The following is a 15825-nucleotide window of genomic DNA, read 5'->3' as shown; positions in this document are numbered from 1 at the left end:
CTTGGCGCACTTATCCGACCTACAGTTGTATCAAGCTGGTTATACTTCGGTGAATGTAGGAAATTGGATCAGGCCATGTCAGAAGTTGCCCTCGCCACAGCCCCACTGACCGCACCGCCGGTCATTCGGGCTTTGCTCGCAAAACTCGCCATCAGCTACACGGAAGTCATCGAACATCCGGGCCTGAATCCTGCGCAAAAAGTCCAGGTCGTATTGCTGGAAGACGCGGTGGGCGCCCTGATGGTGCTGTTCCCGCAGAGCCAGTTGCTGGACCTCAACCGCCTCACCGAACTCACGGGTCGCCGCCTTACGGCCGTGGCGCCGGATCGCGTCGCGCGCATGCTGGGCAAGCACGACCTGAGCCTGCTGCCGGGGCTGCCGGCACTCACCAGTTCGCCGTGCCTGTACGAAGGCAGCCTGCTCAATGAACCGAGCCTGCTGGTGCATTCGGGTGAAGCCGGGCTGCTGCTGGAAATCGCCAGCGACGCCTTCAAGACCATGCTCACCAAGGCCAGCGCCGCCCAGTTCGGTGAGCCACTGAGCAATATCCGCCCGAACCTCGACCGCCCCAATGATGACCGTGAGGAAATCACCCAGGCGATGCAGGCGTTCACCGCCCGTCGCATCCAGCAACGCCTGGAAGCGACCATCGAGATTCCCCCGCTGGCCGACACCGCACAGAAGATCATCAAGCTGCGCGTCGACCCCAATGCCACCATCGACGACATCACCAGCGTGGTCGAAACCGATCCGGCCCTGGCCGCCCAAGTGGTGAGCTGGGCCGCGTCGCCTTATTACGCATCGCCGGGCAAGATCCGCTCGGTGGAAGACGCCATCGTGCGCGTGCTGGGTTTTGACCTGGTGATCAACCTCGCACTGGGCCTGGCCCTGGGCAAGACCTTGAGCCTGCCCAAGGACCACCCGCACCAGGCCACGCCGTACTGGCACCAGTCCATCTACACCGCCGCCGTGATCGAGGGCCTGACCCGCGCCATGCCCCGCGCCCAGCGCCCGGAAGCCGGCCTGACCTACCTCGCCGGCCTGCTGCACAACTTCGGCTACCTGCTGCTGGCCCATGTGTTCCCGCCGCACTTCTCGCTGATCTGCCGCCACCTGGAGGTCAACCCGCACCTGTGCCACAGCTATGTGGAGCAACACTTGCTGGGCATCAGCCGCGAGCAGATCGGCGCCTGGCTGATGCGCTACTGGGACATGCCGGACGAACTGTCCACCGCCCTGCGCTTCCAGCACGATCCGACCTACGATGGGCAATACGCCGAGTACCCGAACCTGGTGTGTCTGGCCGTGCGCCTGTTGCGCAGCCGGGGGATTGGCTCCGGGCCGGATGAGACCATCCCGGACGAACTGCTCGAGCGTCTGGGGCTGACGCGTGACAAGGCAGAGGAAGTGGTCTCCAAAGTGCTGGATGCCGAGGTGCTGTTGCGCGAATTGGCCTCGCAGTTCAGCCAGGGCTGAATCTGGCGCCTATCAGATAGCTATCGGGGGCAAGCCCCCTCCCACACTTGGAATGCATTCGAAGTGTGGGAGGGGGCTTGCCCCCGATGAATCCAACTCGATCTACCTGAAAGCCCTACTTCTTTTTCTTCGGTTTCAAATACTTGGTCAACCCCTGGAACCAGATCACCAGCGCCGGGTTGCCCTTGATCTGGATCGACTTGTCCTGAATCCCCGTCATGAACGCCAGTTGCTTGTTCTTCGCCTGCATCGTGGCGAAGCCGTAGGCGGCATCCTTGAACGCGATAGCAAACGCCGGCGTCGGATGGACACCCGAGCGGCTGGTGATGCGTTGGTCTTTGACGATGAAGTGACGGGCAACCTTGCCGTCGAGGGTCTGCAACTGGAACGCCAGGTCTTTGTCACCCAACTGTTGCTGGAAGGCAGGATTGGTGCGGCTGGCTTTGCCCATCATCAGGCCCAGCACCCACAGGAGAAGACGAAATTTCATGCACACGGCCTCGGTGTAATTATTGAGTGGCCGCAGCAGTTTAACGAATTGCAAAAAGAACGCTACCGATCTTGCGCATTAGCGGAAGATCGGCTGGCGTTTGACGCTTATAGCAGCATGTTACTTAAACGTTAGGGCAAGGCACCGGCGCCCAGTCGGCCAAGTTTGGATCGCGGCAAGTGCCTTCGATCTGCGCTTTACCGGCGCTGGCGACCTGCTTGCTTTCAGCTTGCTTGGCCTGCACGGTCTGGATGCTCTTCTCGGTAGTCACTGCTTCTTGAGGCACGACTGGCAGCACTTTCTTTTTCGCCGGCTTGACGGCTTTCTTGCCTTTAGCCGGCGGGGTAGCGGGTGCGGTGTCGGCGGTGGCCACGGTGACCACGTCGTTACGCTGCACGCCAACCTGCTGCAGGTCTTTCTCGTAGGCCTGGGTGTAGTTGTTCAGGTCTTCGGCGGCTTTGCCGTTGACCGCAACGATCAGGTCATTGGATTCCTTCAGGCCCGAGACGATTTCCGCCAGGCGCTTGCGGCCTTCGGTGTCGTTGACGGTCTTGGCTTTGCGATCACTCACCAACTTGGTGAATGCGCTCTGGTAGCACTGCTGGGACGCCTTGGCGTACGCGGTGCTGCGGTCGATGTCGGAGGCGCTTTTGTTCACGTCAGCCGCATACGAGGCGATGCGCTGGTTGTCATCGGCGATCTGCTTCTGACGCTCGGTGTAGTAACCCGCTGCGCCGCCGGCCAGGGCACCGCCCGCTGCGCCGATGGCGGCGTTACGGCCGCGTTTTTCCTTGTCGCCGGTCAGGGCGCCGAGCAATGCACCGCCGGCCGCGCCGATGGCTGCACCGGTGACCACCGACTTGGTCATGTTCGAGTCGGTGGCGCGCAAGTGCTGCACCGGCTCGTAGCAGTTGGGGTAGTACTCGACCTTGGTGCTGGACGCGACCTTGGAGGACGGCGACGTGGCGCAGCCTGTCAACACGGTGCTGAAGCCAGCGGCAATCAGCAAAAGATGACGCTTGGAAACCGCCTTACGGGAAAAAAGCATAGGTTGTGTTCTCTTCTAAGTTTGACTTGCCCAGCACGGCCACTGCCGCCTGAGTCCCTTCCAAGCTCGCCATACAGCCAGCGATCAGCGCTGACCGCTCGCTGCGAGCAATTCCTTCAAGATCGTCACCGGGTCGGCCCGCTGTTGTTTGCGGTAGTTGCCGACATGGCGAACGAACAGTGTTGCGCGCGTCACCAGGCTTTTGCCGAGCACTGGCTTGCGATCCAACTCTTCCTTGATCCGTTGAAACTGCGCCTGGATCACCGCATCGGTGTAGCGCGTGCCGGTGGCCAGGTTGTCGATATAGATCGCCACCGCGCCATCAAGGGCGCTGCGCCCGTTGTCGATGGCCGTGGCAAACAGCGCCGCGCTGGCCTCGTCCTTATTGTCCAGGGCCTGCTGGCGACTCTTCTGCAGGTTGGCCAGGCGGATGTTGTAGTTGCCAATGGTCTCGGCCACCAGCGCGGCCGACTGAATCAGGTTGCCCGCCGCCTCTTCGCGTTGCTGGGCGATCAGCGAGACATTGCGCTTGAGCTCTTCGTTGACCAGCCCCAACTCGGCTTGCAGCTTGGGGTCGACACTGGCAGCGATGATGCTGTCCAGGCGCTTGGTCGGGTCCTGGGCGTCGTCGATGGCATCGGTCAGCGAGGCCAGGCGGCCCTCTTTCTGCCATTGCGCAAACAGCTCCTTGTAACGCGAGCGCGGCGCCGACAAGGCACCAATCGCCACGCGGAATCCAGTGGTCTCATTGCTTTGTTCGGTGCCGTCGGCGGCGAACAGCGGGTATTCGCGGCGCATGCCGGTAAACAACGTGCCCTCACCTTCCAGGTAGTTGCCGCCCTTGACCACAAAGCCGCCGTAAGTGCCCTGGCGACGACCGGCGTGCACCAGCTGGAAGGATTCCTGGACCATTTCCGCGGCGTTGCCAATCACATCGAACATACCGATCGGGTTGGGCAATTTGGTGCCGATGGGCATCAGGCGCGCGGCCTGGCCGGTGCCGCCTGCGACTTGGTTGAACACCGCGTAATCACCCAGCGGGCCGTCGCTGTCGCTGCCTTCGACACGGCGTGGAAACAGGCGCCCTTCGAGGTCCTGACGGCTCACCGCCTGGCCTCCACGCGCGGCGAACTCCCATTCCACTTCGGTGGGCAGGCGTACAAAGCCCAGGCCGCCATCTTCTGCCGACGAACCGCGCCCGCTCACCGGCAGCAAGTCGCGGTGGTATTTCATCAGCCAGGCGCTGTACACCGCCGAGAAGCGCTCAGCTTCAAAGCGCGACAGCTTCACCTTGGGCAAACGCCCGGCCATGCCGGTGGGTGCATCGCACGCAGGCGCCGGCTCGCCACTGGCCAGCGACTGCGCCTGGGCCATCACCTGGGCGTACTGGCGTGCCGTCACTTCGTACTTGCCGATGAAGTACAGCATGGGCTTGAGCGGGGTCTTGGCGTCGGTCTTCGGCATCAGGGGCGCGATGACTTTGTTCCAGTCTTTCGGCAAGTCCTTGAGGGTGAACTGGCCGTTGATAAAGTCGCGGCGATAGCCGGAAATGAACGACTGCTGATAACCCGCCTCGCCTTCGGCGAAGGGGTAGCCGAGGCTGATCTCGCGGTCATCCAACGTCCCTTGGGCCAGCACGTAGGCGTAGCGGAACACCATATTGCCTTCGCACGGCAGCGGCAGGCTGACGTCATCGGGCAACGGCTTGGGGTTGTCGAGCTTGTCGCTTGCCTCATCGGCCCAGGCCATCGAGGCCAGGCTCAGCGCCACAACGGCGCCCAGTAACTTATACATCTCTGATTCCTTCAGAAGCCTGGATACGCACCACTCGCCAACCACCACAGGCTGCCGCCACGGCGCTGACGCCAAGGACTGCAACCAGGGCCAGGCCATAGTGACGCGCCAACAGGTGGCTGGCGTATTCGCCCGGCACCTGCACAAATAGTTTATTCACAGCTGTTTCGGCCAGGCCATACAGCCCGGCACTGAGCAAGGCGGCAAACCCTGCGCTGTACAGCGCTTGCAGCATCACAAACAGCAACAGCGCGCCGGTGGAAAACCCCAACAGGCGCAACACCGACAACTCTCGACGCTTGCGTGCCACAGCCGCCAATGCCCCGGCGAAGATCGCCGCAAATGCGCCCGCCAAGGCCAGCCCGGCGATGATCCAGAAGACGATCGACAGGTTGCGGCTCAGCGACTGCACCTGCGCGATGGTCTGTGCCTGGGTCGATACCAACAGATTCTGCCCGGCGAAAAACACCCGCAACGACTCCACATCGGTGAGGCTGCGCGCATACAAGCGAAACGCCGGATACACCCGCTGTTCGCTCACCGCGACCTCATCACCCGCCCAACCCAACGCTGGCACCGCGCGGCCATCGCGGTAATCTTCCGCCGCTTCCAGCAATCTCAAATCGGCAAACAATCCGTCCCGAGCGAAGGCTTCCAGCGGCAGCACCGCCAGTACCTGCAAGCGCGTGCGCTGGGCTTCCACGTGCCCGGCCACCTGCCGCGCAAAGCTGGTCTCCAGCCAATCCCCCGGCCGCGCCGCAAGCTTCTCGGCAGCGGTATGGCTCAGCACAATCTGGTCCAGGCCCTTGGGCATCGGCAGGCCGTTCAGCAACGGGTCACGCGCCGCCGTCGGCAGCATTTCCAGGGTCAGCGTGCCCACCTGTGCCGTCGCCGCAATCTGCCGCGTGCGCGGTAAGGCGAACGCCACATCGCTGCGCTGGCCGAGCTGTTCGACAAATGCGCTGCTGAATCGACCACCGCCCAACGGAATAATTTCACGGGTGGCCGGATCGGTCTCCAAACGTTCGGTCAAACTGCTAACCAGTCCAAATTTCAGGCCGAATAACACCAGCAACGGCGCGATCACCGCCACCAGCGCCAACACCGAACAGGCCGACAGCCAGGCATCGTTGCGGTAATCCTGCCAGGCCAGGGACGCCACCAGGGGGATGCGCATCAGCACGCCTCCCCGAGGGTCGCGGTGACGCCGCCGTCGGTGTCGCGCCGACAACTGATGCGCCGCACCTGCAAGCCACTGGCACGGGCCAGGGGTTCGTCATGGGTGGCGATCACACAGGCGGCGCGGTGCTCGCGGGCCTGGGCCAGCAGGGCCTGCATCACGCGCTCGGCATTCAGCGGGTCAAGGGACGCCGTCGGCTCATCGGCCAGCACCAATTGCGGTGCATGGGCCAGGGCGCGGGCGCAGCTCACCCGTTGGCGCTGGCCCACCGACAACGCGGCCGGCTTCTTGGCCAACTGGTCGCTGATCTCCAGCTGTTCAGCCAGGCGCGTCACGCTGCCATCGTCTTTCAAGCCCAGCAGTTGCCGGGACAGCGCGATATTGCTGCGCACATCCAGAAAACCCAGCAGCCCGCCGGTTTGCAGCACATAGCCCAAGTGCTGGCTGCGCAGCGCGGCCAGGGTGGATTGCTGATCGGCGCGCCACAGCCCGCCAATGTCCTGCTGATTGAAGTCGAACCGGCCCACCTGATCCGGCGCCAGTACCAGCGCCAACAGGTCCAGCAAGGTGCTCTTGCCGCACCCGCTCGGCCCGACAATCGCCAACTGTTCCCCGGCACGCAGGTGCAGCGTCGGGATCACCAGGCTGTAACGCTGGCTCCCGATCCCCCGGCTCTTATGCACCGCGCTCAGGTTCAGCATTACGGCAGTGTCGACAAGGGCACGCGGTACAACGCATCGCCCGGCTCGGCATCGCCGAAACGGACCCAGTTGGCCACGTCATTGTGGAAGGTTTCGTAGAGGCGGATTTTCGAATCCAACTCGTCGATAAAGTCTTCCTGCTCGGCCACGCTCAACGACAACCACAGATCCTGGGTCATGTTCAGCGACTTGCTGCGGTACGGCAGGCCTTCCAGGTATTCGCCAAGAAGACCGCCGTCGGCCAGGTTGCCACCCTTGCGCAGGGCCTGCGGATCGCGGCTCATATAGGCCGAGGCGCTGGCGATTTCCTGGAAGAAATCCTTGGGCGAGGTCTGGGTCTTGCGCGCCGCATCGACGATCAGTTTCAGCGACTGTTGCAGGTCGTTGAGCTGCAATTTGGTCAGCATCACGCACACCTGGAACGCCGGCAGTGCGGGGTTGGTCAGGTCGCGGTCGGCGGTCCAGGCACTGACCAGCTGCGGCGCCTGGCTCGCGCTCTTGCGACCGAGGAAATCCATATGCATCGCATAGCCGACCGCTGCGGATTTGTCCGCCAGGCTCGGCGCGGCACTCAGCAGCGGCACCGGTTGCGGGGTGTTGCTGCGCACCTGATGCACGAGGTTGGCGAACACGCTGCCGATCTCGTCGACGCGCTCGCCCAGCTTGCGTACATCGCCACCCGGAACCGCGGTGTACAGGTCGCCGATCTGCGGGTTGGCGTCGGCCGTGAGGATGCGGTACTGGCTCTCGGCGCCGGCGTGGGTTTTCTTGCCGGCGTCGGTGCGCAGGTGCAGCGCGTAGATCTTGATCTGCTTGCCCAGCGCGGCCTGGCGCACTTCAGCTTCGTTCATCTGGGTGGCGGCAAACGGGTCGTTCTTGCGCAAGGCACCGGCATCGGTGACCAGCAGGATGATACGCCCGCCATAGCCGGACCAGTCCATGCCGTCCACGGCCTGCATCACGCCGGCAAACGCGTCCTCGTTGAAGGAGTGGCTGGACACGGTAGACGCCTTGACCTGGCGCGCCATGTCGAGGAAGCGTTGCGGGTCGCGGCCCTGGTCGAGGCTGATCAGGGTCTTGGCCACGTATTCCAGGCCCGGGGTTTTCTTGATGCTGCTCCGGAAACCGACCATGCCGAAGCTGACACTGTCCAGCTCGCCACGCTCGGCGATGCGGGTTTGCAGCTCGTGCACGACGTCGCGGATCTGGTCGATGTAGGGCTGCATGGAGACCGTGGTGTCCACTACCAGCACCACCGCCGTGCGGAAGGCATCAGCATTGGCGTTGATCACCGGCGTCGCGGGCTTGGCCGCCGCGCTGCTGCCTGGGTCGATGGAGGCGATGTTAAGCAACTGCACCGGCTGGCCGTTCTCGTCGAAGCTCTCCTTGGCGTCGAAAATCGGCAGCAGGTAGAACTGGTTCTGCGGCACCGCGCTGGCGGACGGCTCCAGGGCCAGGACCTGGCCGTTGTCTTCGCGGTTCTTCTGCGCCTTGGCCAACACGCCTTTGGCGGCGGCAGGGTCGGCCAGCAGTTTTTCCACTTCAGCGGATTGACGCAGGAACATCACCGGCGCCCGGCCAGAGCGCTCGGTGAATTTAAGCACGAGGCTTTGCTTCCAATCGCTGACCTGGGCGGCCGGCAACCAGCCATCGCTGCGGCCATCGGTGGCGGCACCGACGCGCACCCACGGGCTGCCGTCGACGTCTTTGCGCTGGTACACATAAAGCACCGAAAACGCCGGCAGGGCCTTGCCCGGCGCGCTGCCGGCGTCATTCGACAGTTTGGCGCCGGGCTTGCTGAGGACGCGCTGGAACAGGGTCTTCTTACCGGCCATCAACAACGGACGTTGGCCGCCGTCCACTTCGGCCACCGCCACGGGTGGCGTTGCCTGGGGCACTTCGGCTGCCGCCGCAGGTGGCTTGGCCGGCTCATCACTGCCGCTCAACCACCAGTAGCTGCCACCACCAATGGCCAATGCGACGGCCACCGCCACGGCGGCCAGTGCCAACACCGGTCCACGCCGCTGCTCGGACACGGCGTTATGCTGGGTCGGCGTCACCACCGGCTGGCGCACCGGTTGCGGCTGGGGTTTATCGGTCGGGATGTCGATCGTGACCGGCGTCATGCCCGCCAGGTCAAAACTCAGCGGAATCGGCAACGGCCGCACCAGCGTGGCCTCCGGCGAGTCCGTCGGCAGATTGTCCAGCGCCTGCAGCAGCGCCGCCGCATCCGGGAAACGCTCCGCCGGGTCCTTGGCCAACAGCTTGCGCAGCACGCCCTGATAACGGCCGTGGTGCACCGGCAATTCCGGCAAGGGTTCGGTCAGGTGCGCCAGCGCCGTGGACAGCGCATCGCTGCCGTTATAGGGCAGCTTGCCGACGAGGATTTCATACAGCACCACGCCCAGCGCGTAGAGGTCGGCACGGCCATCGATCTCCTGGCCCCGCGCCTGCTCCGGGCTCATGTAGCTCGGCGTGCCCACGGCAAAACCGGCCTGGGTGAACTGGGTGCGGTCGTCCAGGGACTTGGCAATACCGAAGTCCGAGAGCACCGCCGTGCCATCGGCGCGGAACAGGATGTTTGCCGGCTTGACGTCGCGGTGCACCAGCCCCTGGGCATGGGCGTAACCCAAGGCCGAGGCGATCTGGCGGATCAACGTAATGCCCTGCTCCGGCGTCAGGCCGGCAGCGATGCGCTCCTTGAGCGTGCCGTTGGGCAGGTATTCCATGGCCATGTAATACAGCTCACCGACATTGCCGATGTCATGGATGGTCACCGTGTGCGGGTGGGACAGCCGCGCCAGGGTCTTGCCCTCGCGCAGGAAACGCTCGCAGAAACTCGGGTCGGCCGCCAGCGCCGCCGCCATCACCTTCAACGCCACCTTGCGCTCCAGGGAGCGCTGGGTCGCCAGGTACACGCTGGCCATGGCGCCTTCGCCGATCTCGCCTTCGATGTCGTAGCCCGGAATCACAATGTTCATGCCGATACCTTCACGACGATGGCGGTGATGTTGTCCGGCGCGCCACGGTTGAGCCCCAGGTGCACCAGGCTGCGCACGATTTCGTCCGGCGCGTCGTGGCTGAGCACTTCGCGGATTTCACGGTCTTCAACGGTTTTGTTCAGGCCATCGCTGCACAGCAGGTAGCTGTCGCCGGGAGCGATCAGCAGGTCGACCACCGCCAGCTCCAGTTGGGCTTCCACGCCGATGGCGCGGGTGACGATATTGGCGCGCGGGTGCACGCGGGCATCGGCTTCGCTGAGCAGGCCGCTGTCTTGCAGGTCCTGCACGTAGCTGTGGTCGCGCGAGATGCCTTCGAGCACGCCGTCGCGCAGGCGGTACAGGCGGCTGTCGCCGGCCCACAGGCACACACCGCGCAAACCGCGTGCAGCGAGCACCACCACCGTGCTGCCCATCATGGTCACGCCACGGTTGGCGGTTTCTTCACGCACGGCGGCGTTGATGCGGATCAGGTCATTGCGCAAGGCCGCCGAGTACTCATCGAGGGAGCGCCCCATCGGCACACTGCGCAGGCTGTCGACGATCAGGCTACTGACATAATCCCCCGCCGCATGCCCGCCCATGCCGTCGGCCACCACCCACAGGCGATTTTCCGGCAGGTCCAGGCACGCGTCTTCGTTGACCTGCCGGACCATGCCCACATGGCTTTTGCTCGCGGATTTGTACGTCGACCCCATCTACACCACACCTTCTTGTCCGAGCAAAAACTGCGCAAAATCGCCGGCGGCAGGCAGGCCCTGACACCGCAATAAACCAGGGGAAATCGTCTGTGAACCACGTCCCCACCAGAGGCTCGCACCGTCGCAGGCCTGTTCGGCGAGCGCGGTCATGCGCTGGTGCGGCACGCTGGCCGCCACACGTTGCAGGCCGGCGAAACGGCTGTCGACCGCGCGCGGCTCTGTCGCCGGCAAGCCCAGGTCGTCGAGGCCAGCGTTGAAGCGTTCGAATGTGGCGCCGGCATCCAGGGTGCTGAGCAGCAGCTCTTCAGCCTGCTCGAACCAGCTGTCCGGCCCGCCCACCAGGGACGCAGGGTTGATGTCGTGATCAAGCAAGGTGACCACCGCCAGCGGGAAATAGCGCCCGACCCGGTCAATGCTCGGCATCACCACGCCCGCCGCCGCGTCCGGCCCACACACGCCGGGCGCCAGCACAAAGCGCCACAGAGGGCTGACCAGGTACGCATTGAGCCAGCCGGCGCCGAGGCTGTTCTGGCTGGCGAGCAACCCCGCCGCCAGCCAGCTGTCCCACGGGCCGATAAAGCTCTGGGGCAAAGCGCGGCTGACGAAGTCACCGCGGCTGGCCAACTTGCCGTAGAAGCCCAGCGTCGTCATAGCCGCTCCGGCAGGCTGAAGCCACTGAGCACGCGGCTCTTGAACGGGTTGAAGGCGCTGTTGGCGCGCAACTCGTAGGCGATGCTCGCACCGTCGACCCGCAGGCGCAGGTTGAAGCGATCCGGCGAGTTACCGGCGGTGAGGTCCGACTGTTCCAGCAAGCGGAACCAGGCCCACGGCCCGTCGAGCGTCACGCCCGAGCGGCCACTGGCCGACGGCGGCATGATCGAGATACGCACCACGCCAATGCTGCCGGGGTTCGGCCATTGCATCGCCACCGGGCGGCTTGGGCCATGGTCGTAGCTCAATTGCTGGCCGTCGAGGTCGAGCAGGAACTGGGTGATGGTCGGGTCCATCGACACCGGCTTGAGTTCGAAACGCACGATCGGCTGGGTGCCCCCGGAGCGGAAAAACGCATCGCGGATCGTTGCAGCACGTTGGAAGGTTTGCAGCACGCCCGGCGCAATCCCGAGCTTCTGCGCCGCGCCCGGCTGCCAGCGCCAGGTCTGTGCCGAGGTGTCCACGTACGGCTGCAGGTATTTGCGGAAGTAGTTGTCCATCACCCCGCCCACGCCGAAGAACTGGCCGAAGTCATCCAGGGTCGCATCCCGCGCGCTGCCCGGCGACATCGGGTAACGGCCGGCCAGGGACTGGCGGTACACATTGACCACTTCGCTGACCCATGCCGCGTTCAGCTGGTTACGCACTCCGCCCATCATGCTGTTGGTGGTGGAGTTGACCACCGACTTGACCATGCCCTGCACCAGCGGCGGTTGGCGCTCAGCGTTCAGGCTGACCCGTGTGGCCGCAGCCGCCGCCTGGTTCTTCGCCTCGCCAAGCAAGGCATCACCGCTGGCCCCGACCATGGCGCTGACCTGCACATACAGCGCGTTCATGTCCGACAACAGGCCGTCGATGGCTGCCGGTTCGCCTTCGTTCTTGCTGACGATGCTGTTGAGTTCGGCAAAGTGCGCGGTCACCGGATCATCCGCTGCCGCCGGCGCATTGGCCGTGGGTTGCTCCTGGCCGAGCAGGTTGCCGAGGCGCTCCTTGAGCTTGTCGACGCCGCCTTCCACCGGCACGCCTTTGGCGGCCAATTGGCGTTCCTCAGCTTGCAGATCGGTTTCCTTGGCCACAGCCACCAGCAGTTTTTTCAGTGGCGAGCTCGGGCCGGAAATCACCCGCAGCACATCGGCCGCCTGGGCCACGCTGGTGATCGGCACAAAGTCGATGTCGGCGAGCAACGCATCCCACTGGCGCTGGTAGTCCTGGAAGTACAGGCGGCGCACATCGGCGGCGAGGCTGACCACGTTCTGCTGATCGGCCTGCTCGCGGCCCAACACCCACTGTTCTTCAGCCAGGGTGCCGGTCTGGTTCAGGCTGCTCAGCAAAAACGCCTGGCGATAGCCCTTGGCGGTGAAAAAGCCACTCAACGGCTCGCCCAACGGCTTGCCGCTTTTACGGCTGAACACCAGCGCGGCATCACGGCCAGCGGCTTCGTTGATACGGAAGTCCGGGATGCCTTCAGGCAGTTTCTGGCGTTTGACCCGGTCGTAGACGCGCTGGGCCACCGGCAGTTGTTGCAACTGGCGACGCAGATCGTCGATCAGACGTGGGTCAAGGCGCGCACTTGGCGGATGGCGTTCAAACAACGCCTGCAAGTGCCCGGTCAACGCCTGGCGCTGATCGGCCGGCAGGTCGCGCGGCAGGTTGCGGTCCCAGTCGAGGGCGATCCAGGCCTTGATGAAGTCCGGGTCGTAATGCTCGCTGTCGGCGAGCATCAGGTAGGCCTTGAGGCCTTCGTAGAGGAAGTCGGAGTTGCCGCCGCCGTGCAGTTGCTCCTCGATGCGCGTCACCAGGCGCGGCGCAAACACGGCGATCAACAGTTTGCGATAGACACTGGCGGACTCGGCTTCGAGCATATCGCCCTGATACAGCCCCAGGCCTTCGGACCAGCTCGGCGAATCGCCCGCCAGGTGCTTCACCGCATTGAGCAGCGGCAGCACCGCGAGCACTTCACGCTGCGCCGGGCTCAGGTTCTGTACGGTCTGGCCCAGCGGGGCGACCTTCTGGTCGACCTGGGCGATATAGGCCTGGTTGGCGCGATAGCTCACCCACCACAGGCTGCTGACCACGATCACCAAGGCCACGGTGGCTGCGAGTACACCGCGTGCAATCCACTTGCGCCGGCGTTCGACTTTCGGGTTCACACCCACCAGTCCACGCTCGGCAAAGGCCACGGCGGTGAAGAGTTTCTCGATGAAGTAACTGCGCCCGGTGCCGCTTTGACGCGCCAGGTGCTGGCGGTCCAGGTTCATGCTCTGGGCCATGGCGCCGATCAGGCGGTCAATCGGGCTGCCTTCCTGGGTGCCGCTGGTGAAGTACACGCCGCGCAGCAACACGCGTTCTTCAAAGGCATTGGGTTTGAACACGCCTTCGAGGAAGCTTTGCAGGCAGTCCTTCAATGCGCCGAACTGCTGCGGGAAGCCGTAGATCAGGTCGCGCCGCGCCGGGTCGCGCTCCTGTTGCAGGCGCTCCACCAGACGTTCGTTGAGGCGCTGCTCCAGACCGGCGAATTCGCTTTGCAGGTGCGCCAGCGGGCTGTCGCTGTTCTTGCCGTCATCGAGGGCAAAGGTCATGCCCCACACCTGGGCGCGCTCTTCCTTGCTCAGGTTGTCGAAGAACTCCATGAAGCCCGGCACCAGGTCGAGCTTGGTCAGCATCAGGTAGATCGGGAAACGCACGCCCAATTGGGTGTACAGCTCCTGGATACGCAGGCGGATCGCCGCCGCATGGGCCGCGCGTTCGGCATCGGTGCCCAGCAGCAGATCCGACAGGCTGATGGCGATAAAGGCGCCATCGATCGGGCGGCGCGAACGCTGCTTTTTCAGCAGGTCGAGAAAGCCCAGCCACGCGGCTTTGTCCACCGTGGAGTTGCTGTCCTGGGTGGTGTAGCGGCCGGCGGTGTCGAGCAATACCGCCTGATCGGTAAACCACCAGTCGCAGTTGCGCGTACCGCCGACGCCGCGCACCGCCCCGGCGCCCAACTGGGCCGCCAACGGAAAGTGCAGCCCGGAGTTGACCAGCGCCGTGGTCTTGCCCGAACCCGGCGGGCCGATGATCACGTACCACGGCAGCTCGTAGAGGTTGCGGCGTTCGTCGCCACCAAGCTTGGCCTTTTTCAGCAGCGCCAGGGCTTCGTCCATGCGCTGGCGCAGGGTGGTGAGCTCTTCGGCGGTGGCCACGCTGTTGGGGTCGGCCGGGGTTTCGGCAGCCAGGCTGCGCATCACTTCGGCGGCTTGGCGCCGCGCCTGGATGATGCGGAACACGCGGTAGGCGATCCACACCGCGAACACCAGGATGATCAGCGCCCAGCGCCGGCCCTCCGGCACCAGCACATCGAGCAACGGCCCCACAAACCAGATGATCAGGCTCAGGGCGATCAGGCCCAGCACGGGGATCACCCAGCGAATCATGAAACTGAAAAACGCCTTCACTCGACGCCCTCCGCCAATACGGTGATTTCAACCCGACGATTGCGGGCACGGCCTTCGGCAGTCGCGTTGGTCGCCAACGGCTCGGTGTCGCTCCTGCCTTCGGCACTGAAGCGATCGGCCTGGCCGGTCTTGGCCGCGAGGATCTCCAATACCGACTTGGCCCGCGCTTCGGACAGGGCCCAATTGGATGGGAAACGCAGCGTGGCAATCGGGCGGTTGTCGCTGTGCCCGGTGACCCGCACCTGGCCCTTGACCTTGCGGATGGCGTCGGCGATGCGCAGCATCAGCGGCTGGTAGTCATCGACGATGCTTGAGCTGGCGGATGCAAACAGCTCATCGCCTCGAATGGTGACGACAGAACGGTCGACCTGGTCTTCCACCGCGACGCGACCGGCCTTGATGTCTTCCGCCAGGAAGCCGGCCAGGCGCGGACGCTCAATCACTTTGGGCTGCGCCACGGGACGGTCAATGGCCTGCACCGGGATCTCACCCAGTGCATGGATATTTTTGAACACCGGCTCCGCCTGCGCCGCGAGCAGCATGCGCAAGGTGAACAGCAAGGCCAGCAACAACGCCAGGCCAATCGCCACGGCGATCCACGGCGGCATGAACTGCGCCAGCCGATCACGCGCCACGGTGACGCCGCGCCAATGCGGCGACAGCTCGCGCTCGTGGTCACCGCGCGCGCTGCGAATCGCCGCCGCCGTGCGCTCACGCAAGGCTTCCAACTGGCTGCGACCGTCGTTCATCACGCGGTAACGGCCTTCGAAACCCAGGCACATGCACAGGTACAACAGCTCCAGCAGGTACAGGCGCTCACGTGGACTTTGCAGGCAGTGGTCGAGCAACTGGAAGACTTTTTCGCCCCCCCAGGCTTCGTTGTGCACGGTGATCAACAGGCTCTGCTTGCCCCAATCGCTGGTGCTGCCCCACGGCGTGCTCAACACCGCCTCATCGAGGGCGGTGCACAGTGCGTAACGCGCCAGCAGCACTTCGTTGCGTGCCACGCCAGCGGCTTCGGCGCGCTCTTCGAACTGGCGCAGGTAGGCCAGCAACTGCGCGCGCAAGCTGGCCGGCGCCGGGTGCGCGATGGTGTTGCGCAGGCGCGTCAGCAGCGCCAGCAGCGGGCCGGCGGCACTTTCCAGCGGGTTCAGGCCCTGGCTTTTGCCGGTGAGGATCGGTGCGGCCGGCATCGACAGCGGGGCCGGTTCGGCACGCGCGGGTTCCGGCGCACGGCCACCCGGGCGCGGCATGAACTGGGTGCGGTCGTCATCATTGGGATGCATCG

The 15825-nt window shown here is 64.5% G+C and carries 11 protein-coding genes; 1 reads left to right on the top strand and 10 read right to left on the bottom strand.

The features are described from left to right. Window positions 1–75 precede the first annotated feature (75 nt). The gene (locus tag HCF10_RS15950) at window positions 76–1476 is read left to right on the top strand and encodes an aminoacyl-tRNA deacylase and HDOD domain-containing protein (RefSeq protein WP_145337413.1); all 1401 of its coding nucleotides are present in this window, start codon (window positions 76–78) and stop codon (window positions 1474–1476) included. Between the two features lie 115 nt (window positions 1477–1591). Here the strand turns inward: HCF10_RS15950 and HCF10_RS15945 are convergent, their stop codons facing one another. From HCF10_RS15945 to HCF10_RS15900, 10 genes are all read right to left on the bottom strand, one after another. Next, on the bottom strand, window positions 1592–1966 hold the full coding sequence (locus tag HCF10_RS15945; protein ID WP_058424462.1) for a hypothetical protein: 375 nt from the start codon (window positions 1964–1966) through the stop codon (window positions 1592–1594). 124 nt (window positions 1967–2090) lie between these two features. Then, window positions 2091–3014, bottom strand: coding sequence for a type VI secretion system-associated lipoprotein TagQ (tagQ, locus tag HCF10_RS15940; protein WP_167655927.1), 924 nt, complete (start codon window positions 3012–3014; stop codon window positions 2091–2093). A gap of 84 nt (window positions 3015–3098) precedes the next feature. Further along, a complete protein-coding gene (locus HCF10_RS15935; protein WP_167655926.1) occupies window positions 3099–4808 on the bottom strand; it encodes a formylglycine-generating enzyme family protein in 1710 nt (569 codons plus the stop codon). Further along, entirely contained in the window at window positions 4801–5985 is a 1185-nt protein-coding gene (locus HCF10_RS15930) for an ABC transporter permease (RefSeq protein WP_167655925.1), read from the bottom strand. The genes HCF10_RS15935 and HCF10_RS15930 overlap by 8 nt, the downstream gene beginning before the upstream one ends. Then, on the bottom strand, window positions 5985–6689 hold the full coding sequence (locus HCF10_RS15925) for an ABC transporter ATP-binding protein (RefSeq protein WP_167655924.1): 705 nt from the start codon (window positions 6687–6689) through the stop codon (window positions 5985–5987). The genes HCF10_RS15930 and HCF10_RS15925 overlap by 1 nt, the downstream gene beginning before the upstream one ends. Continuing rightward, window positions 6689–9670: a serine/threonine-protein kinase gene (locus HCF10_RS15920; protein ID WP_167655923.1), complete on the bottom strand. Its 2982-nt coding sequence runs from the start codon at window positions 9668–9670 to the stop codon at window positions 6689–6691. The genes HCF10_RS15925 and HCF10_RS15920 overlap by 1 nt, the downstream gene beginning before the upstream one ends. After that, window positions 9667–10386, bottom strand: a complete 720-nt coding sequence (locus tag HCF10_RS15915; protein ID WP_145337410.1) for a PP2C family protein-serine/threonine phosphatase — start codon at window positions 10384–10386, stop codon at window positions 9667–9669. Before HCF10_RS15915 ends, HCF10_RS15920 begins: the two co-directional genes overlap by 4 nt. Beyond that, the gene (gene tagF, locus HCF10_RS15910) at window positions 10387–11040 is read right to left on the bottom strand and encodes a type VI secretion system-associated protein TagF (RefSeq protein ID WP_131697662.1); all 654 of its coding nucleotides are present in this window, start codon (window positions 11038–11040) and stop codon (window positions 10387–10389) included. Next, window positions 11037–14537, bottom strand: coding sequence for a type VI secretion system membrane subunit TssM (tssM, locus tag HCF10_RS15905; RefSeq protein WP_131697663.1), 3501 nt, complete (start codon window positions 14535–14537; stop codon window positions 11037–11039). The genes tagF and tssM overlap by 4 nt, the downstream gene beginning before the upstream one ends. Next, complete coding sequence (locus tag HCF10_RS15900) at window positions 14534–15823, bottom strand: DotU family type VI secretion system protein (protein WP_167655922.1); 1290 nt, start codon at window positions 15821–15823, stop codon at window positions 14534–14536. The genes tssM and HCF10_RS15900 overlap by 4 nt, the downstream gene beginning before the upstream one ends. Between the last annotated feature and the right edge of the window lie 2 nt (window positions 15824–15825).

This window comes from Pseudomonas sp. B14(2022) (assembly GCF_012030485.1).
GTDB lineage: Bacteria > Pseudomonadota > Gammaproteobacteria > Pseudomonadales > Pseudomonadaceae > Aquipseudomonas.
Note: the sequence above shows the minus strand (reverse complement) of the source record. Positions and strands in the feature narration are given on the sequence as shown.

What these genes read in the sequence shown, in the direction of transcription:
- HCF10_RS15950 (WP_145337413.1), top strand. Translation starts at nt 76, where the DNA reads ATGTCAGAAGTTGCCCTCGCCACAGCCCCACTGACCGCACCGCCGGTC.
- HCF10_RS15945 (WP_058424462.1), bottom strand. Translation starts at nt 1,966, where the DNA reads ATGAAATTTCGTCTTCTCCTGTGGGTGCTGGGCCTGATGATGGGCAAA.
- tagQ (WP_167655927.1), bottom strand. Translation starts at nt 3,014, where the DNA reads ATGCTTTTTTCCCGTAAGGCGGTTTCCAAGCGTCATCTTTTGCTGATT.
- HCF10_RS15935 (WP_167655926.1), bottom strand. Translation starts at nt 4,808, where the DNA reads ATGTATAAGTTACTGGGCGCCGTTGTGGCGCTGAGCCTGGCCTCGATG.
- HCF10_RS15930 (WP_167655925.1), bottom strand. Translation starts at nt 5,985, where the DNA reads ATGCGCATCCCCCTGGTGGCGTCCCTGGCCTGGCAGGATTACCGCAAC.
- HCF10_RS15925 (WP_167655924.1), bottom strand. Translation starts at nt 6,689, where the DNA reads ATGCTGAACCTGAGCGCGGTGCATAAGAGCCGGGGGATCGGGAGCCAG.
- HCF10_RS15920 (WP_167655923.1), bottom strand. Translation starts at nt 9,670, where the DNA reads ATGAACATTGTGATTCCGGGCTACGACATCGAAGGCGAGATCGGCGAA.
- HCF10_RS15915 (WP_145337410.1), bottom strand. Translation starts at nt 10,386, where the DNA reads ATGGGGTCGACGTACAAATCCGCGAGCAAAAGCCATGTGGGCATGGTC.
- tagF (WP_131697662.1), bottom strand. Translation starts at nt 11,040, where the DNA reads ATGACGACGCTGGGCTTCTACGGCAAGTTGGCCAGCCGCGGTGACTTC.
- HCF10_RS15900 (WP_167655922.1), bottom strand. Translation starts at nt 15,823, where the DNA reads ATGCATCCCAATGATGACGACCGCACCCAGTTCATGCCGCGCCCGGGT.